This window comes from Arthrobacter sp. NPDC080086 (genome assembly GCF_040702285.1).
Genome location: NZ_JBFBKP010000092.1, coordinates 1 through 14,923, shown reverse-complemented (window position 1 = coordinate 14,923; position 14,923 = coordinate 1). Strand labels below are relative to the sequence as shown.

11 protein-coding genes are annotated in these 14,923 nt (G+C 68.1%); all 11 read left to right on the top strand.

Annotated features, from left to right (window positions below; genetic code table 11):
* Positions 1 to 391 precede the first annotated feature (391 nt).
* Positions 392 to 2,293 carry an acetolactate synthase large subunit gene (locus tag AB0305_RS20275; RefSeq protein ID WP_364134887.1) on the top strand — a complete coding sequence of 634 codons (1,902 nt, stop codon included), beginning with the start codon at positions 392 to 394 and terminating at the stop codon, positions 2,291 to 2,293.
* Positions 2,294 to 2,295: 2 nt separating this feature from the next.
* The gene (ilvN, locus tag AB0305_RS20270) at positions 2,296 to 2,808 is read left to right on the top strand and encodes an acetolactate synthase small subunit (RefSeq protein WP_290257479.1); all 513 of its coding nucleotides are present in this window, start codon (positions 2,296 to 2,298) and stop codon (positions 2,806 to 2,808) included.
* A 79-nt stretch (positions 2,809 to 2,887) separates the two neighbouring features.
* The gene (ilvC, locus tag AB0305_RS20265) at positions 2,888 to 3,913 is read left to right on the top strand and encodes a ketol-acid reductoisomerase (protein ID WP_364134890.1); all 1,026 of its coding nucleotides are present in this window, start codon (positions 2,888 to 2,890) and stop codon (positions 3,911 to 3,913) included.
* Between the two features lie 138 nt (positions 3,914 to 4,051).
* Positions 4,052 to 5,647: a phosphoglycerate dehydrogenase gene (serA, locus tag AB0305_RS20260; RefSeq protein ID WP_364134893.1), complete on the top strand. Its 1,596-nt coding sequence runs from the start codon at positions 4,052 to 4,054 to the stop codon at positions 5,645 to 5,647.
* 215 nt (positions 5,648 to 5,862) lie between these two features.
* The gene (locus tag AB0305_RS20255) at positions 5,863 to 8,652 is read left to right on the top strand and encodes an FtsX-like permease family protein (protein ID WP_364134896.1); all 2,790 of its coding nucleotides are present in this window, start codon (positions 5,863 to 5,865) and stop codon (positions 8,650 to 8,652) included.
* Positions 8,653 to 8,690: 38 nt separating this feature from the next.
* Positions 8,691 to 9,419 carry an ATP-binding cassette domain-containing protein gene (locus AB0305_RS20250; protein WP_290257870.1) on the top strand — a complete coding sequence of 243 codons (729 nt, stop codon included), beginning with the start codon at positions 8,691 to 8,693 and terminating at the stop codon, positions 9,417 to 9,419.
* Between the two features lie 9 nt (positions 9,420 to 9,428).
* Positions 9,429 to 10,988: a methionine--tRNA ligase gene (gene metG / locus AB0305_RS20245; protein ID WP_364134899.1), complete on the top strand. Its 1,560-nt coding sequence runs from the start codon at positions 9,429 to 9,431 to the stop codon at positions 10,986 to 10,988.
* A gap of 103 nt (positions 10,989 to 11,091) precedes the next feature.
* Complete coding sequence (locus AB0305_RS20240; RefSeq protein ID WP_364134902.1) at positions 11,092 to 12,144, top strand: 3-isopropylmalate dehydrogenase; 1,053 nt, start codon at positions 11,092 to 11,094, stop codon at positions 12,142 to 12,144.
* Between the two features lie 96 nt (positions 12,145 to 12,240).
* On the top strand, positions 12,241 to 13,353 hold the full coding sequence (locus tag AB0305_RS20235; RefSeq protein WP_364134905.1) for a branched-chain amino acid aminotransferase: 1,113 nt from the start codon (positions 12,241 to 12,243) through the stop codon (positions 13,351 to 13,353).
* Between the two features lie 47 nt (positions 13,354 to 13,400).
* Positions 13,401 to 14,186 carry an MBL fold metallo-hydrolase gene (locus tag AB0305_RS20230; protein ID WP_364134908.1) on the top strand — a complete coding sequence of 262 codons (786 nt, stop codon included), beginning with the start codon at positions 13,401 to 13,403 and terminating at the stop codon, positions 14,184 to 14,186.
* A 10-nt stretch (positions 14,187 to 14,196) separates the two neighbouring features.
* The coding region (locus tag AB0305_RS20225; RefSeq protein ID WP_366173823.1) for a fumarylacetoacetate hydrolase family protein at positions 14,197 to 14,923 on the top strand (727 nt) is incomplete at its 3' end.

The window sequence follows — 14,923 nt, the reverse complement described above, 5'->3', positions numbered from 1 at the left end:
GCTGGGCGCCGGAACCCCAGGGGCCCTCGGAATCCCCCTTATTAAGCCCTTCCGCCTATCGCGATCGGGTCGCGGAGGGGGAGTAGCACGTTCAGCAGGTGGACAATGGTGTCCAAATAGTGAGACAGGCGGCGGCCTCGTTGACACCCGTCTCGCTCAGAGGGAAAACTGAACGCATGACCGCAATCGTTACCGCCGGCATTGCTGCAGGTGTATCCGTCGTCCTTACCAAGCGCGTGGCCTCATAGCCTCCACTGGTAACGAACCGTCACGCGCAAACCCCTCGAAGAGCCGGCAGGCTGAGGGGTTTTTTTATTTCCGCTCCACCCGTACCGCCAGCACCACACGATCACTGTAGATCCACCCGAAGATCCACCTAAGGAAGAGTCCGATGAGCAAAGGATCGCCGATCAGCCCCTCGCTGATGGCTACGAAGTCCGCTGGAGCGCACAAAGCTCCGGAACGCGTCGAACGACCGGCCGACACCGCCGTCGTCGAGCATGCTGCTGCCTCTCCCGTCCTTGGGCCGAACAACGTCGTACCCCCGACGGTGATGACCGGCTCGCAAGCAATCGTCCGCGCACTCGAAGAACTCGGCGTCGAGGACATTTTCGGTTTGCCCGGTGGCGCGATCCTGCCCACCTATGACCCCTTGATGGCCTCCAGGATGAATCACGTCCTGGTCCGTCACGAACAGGGAGCCGGCCACGCCGCGCAAGGCTATGCCATGGTTACCGGACGGGTGGGCGTCTGCATCGCCACCTCCGGCCCCGGTGCCACCAACCTCGTTACCGCCATCATGGATGCCCACATGGACTCCGTGCCGATGGTGGCCATCACCGGCCAGGTCTCCAGCGGAGTCATCGGCACCGATGCCTTCCAGGAAGCCGACATTGTCGGCATCACCATGCCGATCACCAAGCACTCGTTCCTGGTCACCGACGCCAACGACATCCCGCACGTGATGGCGGAGGCGTTCCACCTCGCCTCGACCGGCCGCCCCGGCCCGGTCCTGGTGGACGTGGCCAAGGACGCCCAGCAGTCCGAGATGACCTTCTCCTGGCCGCCGAAGATCGACCTGCCCGGCTACCGCCCGGTGCTCCGCGGCCACAGTAAGCAGGTCCGGGAGGCGGCGCGCCTGATCGCGGCCGCCAAGAAGCCGGTCCTGTACGTCGGCGGCGGTGTGGTCAAGGCCCACGCCTCCGCGGAGCTGCGGGAATTGGCCGAGCTCTCCGGCGCCCCCGTGGTCACCACCCTGATGGCCCGCGGCGTTTTCCCCGACTCCCACCCGCAGCACGTCGGCATGCCCGGCATGCACGGCACGGTCTCGGCCGTTACCGCCCTGCAGCAGTCGGACCTGCTGATCACCCTCGGCGCCCGGTTCGATGACCGGGTCACCGGCATCCTCTCCTCGTTCGCTCCCAACGCGAAGGTGATCCACGCGGACATCGACCCCGCTGAAATCTCCAAGAACCGCACCGCGGACGTGCCGATCGTAGGTTCGGTCAAGGAGATCATCCCCGAACTGAGCGAAGCCCTGCGTCTGCAGTTCGAGGCCTCCGGCACCCCGGACCTGGCCAACTGGTGGGCCTTCCTGAACAACCTCAAGGAGACCTACCCGCTCGGCTGGACCGAACCCGAGGACGGCCTGACCGCTCCGCAGCGGGTCATCGAGCGGATCGGTGCCCTGACCGGCCCCGAAGGCGTCTACGTGGCCGGCGTGGGCCAGCACCAGATGTGGGCCTCGCAGTTCATCAAGTACGAGCGCCCGCACGCCTGGCTGAACTCCGGCGGCGCCGGCACCATGGGCTACGCCGTGCCCGCGGCGATGGGCGCCAAGGTGGGCAACCCGGACCGCGTGGTCTGGGCGATCGACGGCGACGGCTGCTTCCAGATGACCAACCAGGAACTGGCCACCTGCGCGATCAACAACATCCCCATCAAGGTCGCCGTCATCAACAACTCCTCCCTGGGCATGGTCCGCCAGTGGCAGACCCTGTTCTACGAGGGCCGTTACTCCAACACGGATCTCAACACCGGCCACGACACCGTCCGCATCCCGGACTTCGTCAAGCTCGCCGACGCCTACGGCTGCGCGGCCCTGCGCTGCGAACGCGACGAGGACATCGACGCGACCATCCAGAAGGCCCTGGAAATCAACGACCGTCCCGTGGTGATCGACTTCGTCGTCAGCCCCAACTCCATGGTCTGGCCGATGGTGCCCGCCGGAGTGAGCAACGACCAGATCCAGGTTGCCCGGAACATGACCCCGGACTGGGAAGAAGAGGACTGACCATGACCCGCCACACACTCTCCGTCCTGGTCGAGGACAAGCCCGGCGTGCTGACCCGCGTGGCCAGCCTCTTCGCCCGGCGCGCCTTCAACATCAACTCCCTGGCCGTCGGCCCGACCGAGGTCGCCGGCATCTCCCGGATGACCGTCGTCGTCGACGCCGACGGCGAGCTGATCGAACAGGTCACCAAGCAGCTGAATAAGCTGGTCAACGTGATCAAGATCGTCGAGCTCACCCCAGAATCTTCCGTACAGCGCGACCACATCCTGGTCAAGGTACGGGCGGACGCCGCAACCCGGCTGCAGGTAACCCAGGCAGCCGACCTCTTCCGCGCATCGGTGGTCGACGTCTCCACAGAGTCGGTCGTCATCGAGGCCACCGGCCACCCCGACAAGCTCACGGCATTGCTCTCGGTGCTGGAGCCCTTTGGCATCCGCGAAATCGTGCAGTCCGGCACCCTGGCCGTCGGCCGCGGGTCCCGCTCGATGAGCGACCGGGCCCTGCGCTCCGCGTAGGCCGCGCCGCACCTGCAGCACAGCGCCACACGAATTCACAGACAACACCCCACGAATCCATTAATAAGGAGACACCCCAGTGACTGAAATGTTTTACGACGACGACGCCGACCTGTCGATCATCCAGGGCCGCACCGTCGCCGTGATCGGTTACGGATCCCAGGGCCACGCCCACGCCCTCAGCCTGCGCGATTCCGGTGTTGACGTCCGCGTCGGACTCAAGGAAGGTTCGAAGTCCCGCGCCAAGGCCGAGGCGGAGGGCCTGCGCGTCCTCAACGTCGCCGACGCCGTCGCAGAGGCCGACCTGATCATGGTCCTTACCCCGGACCAGGTCCAGCGCCACGTCTACGCCGAGGACATCGCCCCGAACCTGCAGGCCGGTGACGCCCTGTTCTTTGGCCACGGCTTCAACATCCGCTACGGCTACATCCAGCCGCCGGCCGATGTCGACGTCGCCCTGGTCGCCCCGAAGGGCCCGGGCCACATCGTCCGCCGCGAATTCGAGGCCGGCCGCGGCGTGCCGGACCTGATCGCCGTCGAGCAGAACCCGTCCGGCAAGGCCAAGGAACTGGCCCTGTCCTACGCCAAGGCCATCGGCGGCACCCGCGCAGGCGTCATCGAGACCACCTTCACCGAAGAGACCGAAACCGACCTCTTCGGCGAGCAGGCGGTCCTCTGCGGCGGCGCCTCGCAGCTGATCATGTACGGCTTCGAGACCCTGACCGAGGCCGGCTACAAGCCCGAGGTCGCCTACTTCGAGGTGCTGCACGAGCTCAAGCTGATCGTCGACCTGATGGTCGAGGGCGGCATCGCCAAGCAGCGCTGGAGCGTCTCCGACACCGCCGAGTACGGCGACTACGTCTCCGGCCCGCGGGTCATCACTCCCGAGGTGAAGGAGAACATGAAGGCCGTCCTCAAGGACATCCAGGACGGCACCTTCGCCAAGCGGTTCATCGATGACCAGGACGCCGGCGCACCGGAGTTCAAGGAACTTCGCAAGAAGGGTGAGGACCACCCGATCGAGGCCACCGGCCGGGAACTGCGCAAGCTCTTCTCCTGGATCAAGAACGAAGACGACTACACCGAAGGATCAGTCGCCCGCTAGGGAACTGACCGGCAGGGGGAGCCGGACACCCGCAACGGGGGTCCGGCTTTCCCTGTGTTTACCTGCACCATCTGTTTACCCGCACCATCGATTCACCAAAATCCCCACCTGAATACAAGAGAGCTAAAGAGGTCACCGGTGACAAGCACCAAACCTGTCGTACTCCTCGCCGAGGAACTTTCGCCCGCCACAGTCGAGGCCCTCGGCCCGGACTTCGAGATCCGCCAGACCGACGGCGCCGACCGTTCCCAGCTGCTCTCGGCGATCGCCGACGTGGACGCGATCCTGATCCGCTCGGCCACCCAGGTCGACGCCGAGGCCATCGCCGCGGCAAAGAACCTCAAGGTCATCGCCCGCGCCGGCGTCGGACTCGACAACGTGGACATTAAGGCCGCCACCCAGGCCGGCGTCATGGTGGTCAACGCCCCGACGTCAAACATCGTCTCCGCCGCGGAACTGACCGTCGGCCACATCCTGAGCCTGGCCCGCCACATCCCGCAGGCCTCCGCGGCGCTCAAGAACGGCGAGTGGAAGCGCTCCAAGTACACAGGTACCGAACTGTTCGAGAAGAAGATCGGCATCATAGGCCTCGGCCGCATCGGCGCCCTGGTCGCGGCCCGGCTGAAGGGCTTCGACACCAAGATCCTCGCCTACGACCCCTACATCACCTCCGCCCGGGCCGCCCAGCTCGGCGTGCAGCTGGTGACCCTGGACGAGCTGCTGGCCCAGTCCGACTTCATCACCATCCACATGCCCAAGACCCCGGAGACCGTCGGCATGCTCGGCGCCGACGCGTTCCGGAAGATGAAGCCCACCGCGTACGTCGTCAACGTCGCCCGCGGCGGCCTGGTGGACGAGGAAGCCCTTTACACCGCGCTGGAGTCCGGCGAGATCGCCGGCGCCGGCGTCGACGTATTCGTCAAGGAGCCAAGCACCGACCTGCCGTTCTTCAAGCTCGACAACGTGGTGGTCACCCCGCACCTGGGCGCCTCCACCGACGAGGCCCAGGAGAAGGCCGGCGTCTCGGTGGCCAAGTCCGTCCGCCAGGCCCTGGCCGGCGAGCTGGTCCCGGATGCCGTGAACGTCGCCGGCGGCGTGATCGCCCCCGACGTGCGCCCCGGCATCCCGCTGATCGAGAAGCTCGGCCGGATCTTCACCGCCATGACCCACGCGTCGCTGACCCAGTTCGACGTGGAGGTCGCCGGCGAGATCTCCGAACTGGACGTCAAGGTCCTCGAACTCGCCGCGCTCAAGGGCATCTTCGCCGACGTCGTCACCGAGCAGGTCTCCTACGTCAACGCCCCGGTGATCGCCGAGCAGCGCGGCATCAACGTCCGGTTGATCACCACCCCGGACACCGAGTCCTACCGCAACGTCCTGACCCTGCGCGGGGCGCTCAGCGACGGCAGCCAGATCTCCGTGGCCGGCACCCTGACCGGACCCAAGCAGATCGAGAAGCTGGTCGGCATCAACGGCTTCGAGGTCGAAATCCCGATCAGCGAGCACCTCGTGGTGGTCGCCTACTCGGACCGCCCCGGCGTGATCGGCACCATCGGCCACATCCTCGGCATGAACAACATCAACATCGCCGGCATGCAGGTGGCCCGGCAGGCCGAGGGCGGCCAGGTGCTCGCCCTGCTGACCATCGACAGCTCCGTGCCCCAGCAGGTCCTCGACGCCATCAAGGCCGGCATCGGCGCCGAGATGGTGCGCGAAGTGGACCTCGAGGACTAAGCACCCTTACCGGTTTGCCTGCGGCGGCGCGTCCGCCGCAGGCGTCCGGGAACCACCGGCCGGTCTGCGTACAATAGCTACGTCCGATTCCAGGATGTGGCCGGCAGACCGGCCTTTACTTTTGCACGCCCGGCAGGGGAAGCCTTCTCATCCGCGCCGAGAACCCGCGGACACGAACAGCGGCGTGTGCACGCAATCCAGCTTTCAGGAGCCCAATGAACGCCGTCCAAAGGTTCATCAGAAGCAGAGTGCTTTTGCTGACCGCGTCCATTTTGATCGTCGCCATGTGCCTGTCCGTCCTCGTGCAGGGACAGTCCCAGGCGGCGCTCAACCGCACCGTCGACCAGAACTCGCGCGGCCTCTACGACATCCTGGTCCAGGCCAAGCCCAGCTCGTCCGGAGCGCTGATGCAGCCGGACATCGCCACCGGCCAGGGCGGCATCGGCTTCGACCAGCTCGACGCCATCCGGAAGCTCTCCGGCACCTCCGTCGCCGCGCCGATCAGCCTGGTCTCGCGCGTCTCGCAGAACCTGGAGGCACCCCGCCTCGACGCCACCGACTACCTGGGCTACAACGCCGGCCTCGCCGGCACCGCCGGTGACCCCACCGCCACGGACCCCTCCAAGTGGCCCGCCGCGCAGTCCGTCTTGAGCGACACCCCCAAGAAGTACCGCCTGACCGCCAGCGCCGTCAGCTCCAACGGCTCCAGCGAACAGACGCTGTTCAAGACCACCGCCGAGGGCACCCTCGGCAAGGGCAAACTGGTCGAGGAACAGGTCGCCGGCGGCAAGAACGTCCGGATCGCGGGCCCGGCGGGGGAGACCGGCATCAAGTTCCCGGCCCCGGCCGGCGGCTCCGAACACACCCTCTTCAACCTCTCCGTGGCGCTGCCCCTGGCGCCGCAGGTCACCGAGTCCGTTGTCGCCGTCGACCCCGTCGCCGAACGCGCCCTGCTGGGTGGTGCCGGCGACTTCCTGGCACCCCTGGAGAAGGCCCCGCCCGCCGACGCCCGCGACGCCGGCGCGATCGGCCGCCACTTCGAGAGCCTCTTCACCAGCGGCATCACCATGGACCAGCTCAAGGAAGGCCCCGACTTCCTGGGCGTGAAGCTCAAGTACTGGGCGCCCCTGATGACCCAGTACCAGCAGGCCAAGAACGCCGGCCAGCTCACCGCCGACTCGCAGGCCATCCCGCTGATCGTCCGCTCCGGCACCTCCCTGGACCTGAAGTACTCGGTCAAGATCGAGGAAATCGACAACGCCGGCAACGTCACCAAGGACGTCGGCACCGTGACCCGGTCGCTGGACAAGGACTACCTGCCGTTCGTCTCGAAGGCCCCGTTCGACCTGGCCTGGCCCGGCTCCAAGGACCTCAGCTCGCTGATGGGGGACACCGGCGGCTTCGGCCAGGGCCTCTACAACCCCGCCATCTGGAGCACCGACTTCGCCACCGCGCCCAAGTACAAGGACGGCCAGACCGCCGGCAACGGCGCCGTCGAAAAGTCCGCCGTCCCCGGTGAATGGGTCACCGTGAACCGGCTCCCCGAGAAGGGCGCCAACGGTGCCGCCGTCGACCAGACCCAGCGCACCCCGGTGGACGAGCGCTCCTACCGGGAGAACCTGCAGACGGGCAAGAAGCCGGCGACGCCGCTGCCCATGGTCTACGGCACCTTTGATCCGGCCAAGGTCCAGGAGGCCGCCGGCGACGTCAACCGCCTCCCGCTGGGCGGCTACGACCCGACGCCGATGACCCTGACCAAGGACGGCTCCGGCAAGGACACCACCCCCACCGCCCTGAAGCCCTCGCTCAGCGCCACGGGCCTGGTGAGCCAGTCCGCCGGCGCCATCACCGACTACTACGGCCTGGCCGCCGCCCGCGGCTACGATAAGAACGCCTCCGTCATCGACGCCGTGCGGGTCCGCGCCCAGGTCGACGGCACCTGGAAGCAGGCGCAGCCCGAGGTCGAGAAGCTCGCCAACCAGATCCGGGACATGGGCCTGGAGGCCACCGTGGTGGCAGGCTCCGCCCGCGAGGACGCCAGTATCTTCGTGCCCGGTTACTCCAAGGACGACGCCGGCAAGGAATCCCCGCTGGGCACCGTCACCCAGTCGTGGGTGCGGCAGAACGCGGCCGACGCCGTGACCGGCTCGCTCTCGGGCACCAACCTCACCCTGCTGTTCCTGACCCTCTGCGGGGCCGCCCTGCTGACCGGCGCCTCCACCGTCAGCTACGTCCGCAAGCGCCGCCGCGAGGCCGGAACCCTGCGCGCCATGGGCTGGACCCAGCGCCGGATCCGCACCTGGGTGCTGGCCGAGTTCGGAGTCGGCGCCGCGGCGCTGGCCGCCGCCGGGATCATCCTGAGCCTGGTCAGCTGGAACCCCGCCACCGCGATCGTCTCCGCCTCGGTCCTGGTGCTCTACTGCGCCGCGGCCTTCTTCGCCGCCCAGCAGCTGCGCCACCGCGAGGTGATCGACCAGGAACCCCAGCATGACGAGCGGCTCATCCCGGTCGACTCCCCGCTGACCTTCGCCAGCCGGCAGCTGAGCACTAACAAGTTCAACACCGGCTCCCTGGCGATCGCCGTCGGCGTCTTCGGCGCCGCGGTGGGCGGCCTCGCCGCCCTGCTGATCGACATCCCGCGCGCCGCCGGCGCCAGCGCCCTCAGCGGCGTGGCCGCCGCCAGCATCGCCCTGCCCAGCATCATCCTGGGCATCTCCGGGGTTGCCGTGGGCCTGCTGCTGACCATGGTCACCGGCCGGTTCGAGCTCGCCGCCAAGCGCCAGTACCTGGGCACGCTGCAGGCGATGGGCTGGAACCCGGACATGCTGGGCCAGGTCCGCTTCTTCGAAAATGCCATGGTGGGAACCATCGCCCTGCCCCTGGGCGTCCTCGGTGCCCTGGGCGTGGGCCTCATCCTCGCCCCCTACGCCGCACTCTGGGCCGCCGTCGCCGGCCTGGTCGCGGTCCTCTGCTGGATCCCGATTGCAACGAAAGTAGTCCAATGACCAACGAGCTGAACCTTGACCGGGAAGCACACGACCGGATGACCACCAGCACCCGCCGTGCGGCGGCGCAGAAGACCCGCGCCAACACGATCGTGCGGCCGACGGACCACGCCACGCCGCTGGAGCTGAGCAACATCACCATCCACTACGGCGGCGGCAAGAACGGCGCCGAAGCGGTCAACGTCGTGGACGACTTCAACATGACCCTGCACGCCGGCGAGATGCACTGCGTCGCCGGCCGCTCCGGCTCCGGCAAGACCAGCATCCTCACCGTCGGCGCGGGCCTGACCCTGCCGACGTCGGGCCGGGTCTTCTGGGAAGGCGACTCGCTGGAGACCATGGGCGACGACGAGATCGCCGACCGCCGCCGCGCGCTGATCGGCTACGTGGACCAGGGCGGCGCCCTGATCGACGGCATGAGCGCGCTGGAAAACGTCCTGCTGCCGGCCGTCCCCGACGGAGAGGTCGAACAGCGCCGCGACATGGCCAAGGACCTCCTGGACCTGGTGGGCCTGGGCCGGCGCATGCGCCACCGCCCCGCCCAGCTCTCCGGCGGTGAACGCCAGCGCGTGGCGATTGCCCGTGCGCTGATCCTGGGCACGCGCGTGCTCGTGGTGGACGAACCGACCGCCAGCCTGGACCGGGCCTCGGCCAACCGCATCATCAGCATCCTCAAGGACACCACCTCGGACGGCATCGCCGTGCTGGTCGCTTCACATGACCACGAACTTGTCCGCCAGAGCGATACCCTCACCGAACTGATTTAGGTTTAACCCGTGACGCCTTCCGAAAAGCCCCCGTTCTACATCACCACCGCCATCACCTACCCGAACGGCGTGCCGCACATCGGCCACGCCTACGAATACATCGCCACCGATGCGATGGCACGGTTCAAGCGGCTGGACGGCTACGACGTCTTCTTCCTTACCGGGACCGACGAGCACGGGATGAAGATCGCCCAGGCTGCCGAGAAGGAAGGCATTTCGCCCAAGGAACTGGTCGACCGGAACGCGGAGATCTACCAGGCCGCCCATGCGGCCCTCGGCATTTCCTACGACCGCTTCATCCGGACCACGGACGCCGACCACTACGCCGCGTCGCAGGCCATCTGGAAGAAGATGGAAGCGAACGGGGACATTTACCTGTCCAACTATGAGGGCTGGTATTCGGTCCGCGACGAGGCCTACTACGGCGAAGACGAGACCGTGGTCAAGGATGACGGCCTCCGCTACTCGCGGGAGACGGACACGCCGGTCACCTGGACCGCCGAGGAGAGCTACTTCTTCCGGCTCTCGGCCTACCAGGACAAGCTGCTGGCCCTGTACGAGGCACACCCCGAGTTCGGGGCGCCGCAGTCCCGGTTCAACGAGGTCATCAGCTTCGTCAAGCGCGGCCTGGAGGACCTCTCCATCAGCCGGACCACCTTCGACTGGGGCGTCCCCGTCCCGGGCAGCGACGGGCACGTCATGTACGTGTGGGTGGACGCGCTCACCAACTACCTCACCGGCGTCGGCTACCCGGACCTCGACTCCGAATCCTTTAAGAAGTACTGGCCGGCCGACGTGCACGTGATCGGCAAGGACATCTCCCGGTTCCACGCCATCTACTGGCCAGCCTTCCTGATGTCCGCCGGGTTGGAGCTGCCCAAGCGCATCATGATTCACGGCTTCCTGCACAACAACGGCGTCAAGATGTCCAAGTCGCTCGGCAACGTGGTGGCGCCGGCGGACTTCGTCGCTCAGTACGGCCTGGACCAGGTCCGGTACTTCTTCCTGCGGGAAGTCCCCTTCGGGGCGGACGGGAACTACAACCACGAGGCGATCGTGGGCCGGATGAACGCGGACCTGGCCAACAATTTCGGCAACCTGGCCCAGCGGTCCCTGTCCATGGTCGCCAAGAACTGCGAGGGCAAGGTCCCCGTCCCGGCCGCCTTCAGCGCCGAGGACTCCGCCCTGCTGGGGCAGGCCGGGGCCCTGCTGGCGACCGCCCGGGCCGCGTTCGAGAAGCAGGAATTCAGCCGCGCGCTGGAGGCCATCTGGAATGTCCTGGGCGACACCAACGCCTACTTCGCCGAGCAGGCTCCGTGGGTGCTGCGGAAGACCGACGTCGAACGGATGAACACGGTCCTCTACGTCACCCTCGAGGTGCTGCGCAACGTCGCCATCCTGGCGCAGCCGGTGATGCCGACGGGGGCCGGCGCCATCCTGGACAGCCTGGGCCAGCCCGAGGGGGAGGCCCGCAGCTTCGCCGCGCTGGCCACGCCGATCGAGGCCGGTACCGCCCTGCCCGCGCCGGCTCCGGTCTTCCCGAAGTACGAGGAGCCCGCGGAGGCCTGAGCCACGGGCCCGAACTCCGCGAACACCCCCGGCACGCCGCCGGGGGTGTTCGTATTTTGAGACGGATTGCCCAGCATGCGGATGCCGTCACTACCCTGAAGGTATGAGCGAATCCACGATCGACCTGGCCGTTATCCCCGGCGACGGCATCGGCCCCGAGGTCGTAGCCGAAGCCCTCAAGGTGCTCGAGAAGGCCGCCTCGGCCGAGGGCATCGTGCTGCAGCAGACCCACTACGACCTCGGTGCCGCGCACTGGCTGGCCACGGGGGAGACCCTGCCCGAAGAGACCCTGGCGGACCTGCGCGGCCGCGACGCCATCCTCTTCGGCGCCGTCGGCGCCGCTCCCGGGGACACCCGGATCCCGTCCGGCATCATCGAGCGCGAACTGCTGCTCAAGCTCCGCTTCAGCCTGGACCACTACGTGAACCTGCGCCCCTCCAAGCTGTACGCCGGCGTCGGCAGCCCGCTGGCCAACCCCGGCGAGGTTGACTTCATCGTGGTCCGCGAGGGCACCGAGGGTCCGTACGTCGGCAACGGCGGCACCCTGCGCAGCGGCACCCCGCATGAGGTCGCCACCGAGGTCTCGCTGAACACCGCCCACGGCGTCGAGCGCGTGGTACGGGACGCCTTCCGCCGCGCCAACGAGCGCCCGCGCAAGAAGCTGACCCTGGTGCACAAGCACAACGTGCTGGTCTACGCCGGCCACCTCTGGAAGCGCACCGTGGAGGCCGTCGCCCAGGAGTTCCCCGAGGTCAGCCACGATTACCTGCACGTGGACGCCGCCACCATCTTCATGGTCACGGACCCTGCCCGCTTCGACGTGATCGTCACCGACAACCTCTTCGGCGACATCCTCACCGACCTCGCCGCGGCCATCACCGGCGGCATCGGCCTGGCCGCGTCCGGCAACATCAACATGGACCGCACCGCGCCGTCGATGTTCGAACCCGTCCACGGCTCCGCCCCGGACATCGCCGGCCAGCAGAAGGCCGACCCGAGCGCCGCGATCCTCTCCGCCGCCCTGCTGCTGGACCACCTCGGTTACGGCGCGGCAGCGCGGCGGATCGAGGCGGCCGTGACCGCCGACGTCGAGGCCCGCGACGGGAGCTTCCGCAGCACGGCGGCGATCGGCGACGCCATCGCGGCCGCCCTCTGACGCCCGGGCGTAAGCTAGTTTCGACTCACCAATTTGCTGCCGTGGTCCGAGGATGAACCACGTTCACACCGCCAGGCAGCCGACCATGGAGGAACCATGACCCAGACTGCCCATGGCGTCGAATTCGCGCAGCGGCTCTCGGCGACCCCGAAGTCCGCGGAAGAGCGCGCAGCCATCCTGGCGAACCCGGGATTCGGCGACTACTTCACCGACCACACCGCGATCGTCGACTATAGCGTCGACGCCGAGGGCAAAGGCGGCTGGCACGACGCCCGGATCGAACCCTACGGTCCGATCATGCTGGACCCCTCCGCCGCGGTCCTGCACTACGGCCAGGAAATCTTCGAGGGCCTGAAGGCCTACCGCCACGCGGACGGCTCCGTCTGGACGTTCCGGCCCGAGGCCAACGCCGCCCGGCTGAACAAGTCCGCCCGCCGGCTCGCACTGCCGGAACTGCCCGAGGAATACTTCCTCGCCGCCATCCGCGAACTGGTCTCCGTCGACCGTGACTGGGTTCCCTCCGGCGACGGCGAGGCCCTGTACCTGCGGCCGTTCATGATCGCCACCGAGGCGTTCCTGGGCGTCCGGGCGGCCCGCGAGGTCTCCTTCCGCGTGATCGCCTCCCCGGCCGGCAACTACTTCGGCGGCGAGCTCAAGCCGGTTTCCATCTGGATCTCCCGCGAATACGCCCGCGCCGGCCGCGGCGGCACCGGTGCCGCCAAGTGCGGCGGCAACTACGCCGCGTCGCTGATCGCCCAGCAGGAGGCCGAGGCCAACGGCTGCAAGCAGGTGCTCTTCCTGGACCAGTTCAACGACAACGCCGTCGAGGAGCTCGGCGGCATGAACGTCTTCTTCGTGATGAAGGACGGCTCCCTGGTCACCCCGGCGCTCTCCGGCACCATCCTCGAGGGCGTCACCCGCTCCTCGGTGATCCAGGTGGGCCGCGACATGGGCCGTGAGGTCACCGAACGGAAGATCACCCTGGACGAGTGGCGCGACGGCGTGGCCTCCGGTGAGATCGCCGAGGTCTTCGCTTGCGGCACCGCCGCCGTGATCACCCCGATCGGCGTGCTCAAGGACGCCACCGAGTTCATCGGCTCCGAGGACGCCAAGGCCGGCGAGACCACTATGGCCATCCGCGAACAGCTGCTCGGCATTCAGACCGGCACGGTCGAGGACACCCACGGCTGGCTGACCCGCCTGGCGTAAGCACTCCGGCCCTGCCCTCCGGGCGGGCGCGGTGGGAAGATGGGACTGTGATCCATGACGACGTCCGGGCCCCGGTCCGGAGTACCGACCTGACCGCCTTCCATCTGGCGCCCAACCCGGGGCCGATGAGCCTGCACGGGACCAACTCGTACGTGCTCTCGGCCCCGGGGGCCTCCGCCGTCGTGGTGGTGGACCCGGGCCCGCTGGATGAGGAGCACCTGGCCGCGCTCGGCCGGGCCGGGACGGTGGAACTGATCCTGATCACCCACCGCCACGCCGACCACACGGCCGCGGCCGCCCGGTTCGCGGAGCTGACCGGTGCCCCCGTGCGGGCCGCCGACCCCGCGCACTGCCACGGCGCCGAACCGCTGGCCGACGGTGAGGTGCTGCACGCCGCCGGCGTCGAGATCCGGGTGCTGGCGACGCCGGGCCACACCTCCGACTCCGTCTGCTTCCATCTCCCCGGCGACGGCGAGCACGGTTCTGTCCTCACCGGCGACACCGTCCTTGGCGTCGGGACCACGGTGCTGGACTACCCCGACGGGCGGCTGGGGGACTATCTCGACTCGCTCGACCGGCTGGAGCGGATCGGCCCGGCGACGGTCCTGCCGGCCCACGGGCCCATCCTCCCCGCGCTGGACACGATCGTCCGGGCCTACCGCGACCACCGCCAGGACCGGCTCTCCCAGATCCGGTCCGCCCTGGCCGAACTCGGCGGGGACGCCGGCGTCGTGGAGGTGGCCGACGCGGTCTACGCCGCCGTCGACCCCTCCGTCCGGCCCGCCGCCGAACTGTCCGTCGCCGCGCAGCTGGACTACCTGCGCGGACGGTAGGCTAGGGCGCATGCGTATCGCCCGGTTTGTAGTTGATTCTGATCCCCTTTACGGCATCGTCGAAGGCGAGCCCGGCAGTGAGGTCATCACTGTCATCCACGGCGACCCCTTCTTCAACGGCGTCGAACGGACCTCCGTGAAGCACCAGCTGGAGGACGTCCGCCTGCTCGCGCCGATCATCCCGCGCAGCAAGGTCGTCGGCGTCGGCCGCAACTTCGTGGAGCACGCCCACGAACTCGGCAACGAGGTGCCCGCCCAGCCGCTGCTGTTCCTCAAGCCCAACACCTCCGTGGTGGGCCCGAACGACCCCGTGGTCCTGCCCGAGTTCTCCGAGGAGATCTCCTTCGAGGCCGAACTGTGCGTCGTGATCGGCCGGATCTGCAAGGACGTCCCCGAGGAGCGTGTGGACGACGTCGTCTTCGGCTACACCTGCGGCAACGACCTCACCGCCCGGGACGTCCAGAAGACCGACCTGCAGTGGGCCCGTGCCAAGGGCTTCGACACCTCCGCCCCGCTGGGCCCCTGGATCGAAACCGAACTGGACACCGAGGACCTGCAGATCCAGGGCCGCCTGAACGGCGAACTGCGCCAGGACGGCAACACCAACCAGATGATCCGCGGTGTCCGCGAGCTGGTCTCGATCGTCTCGCACGCCTTCACCCTGCTGCCCGGCGACGTCATCATGACCGGCACCCCGGCCGGCGTCGGCCTCGTCCAGGCCGGGGACCGCTACGAGG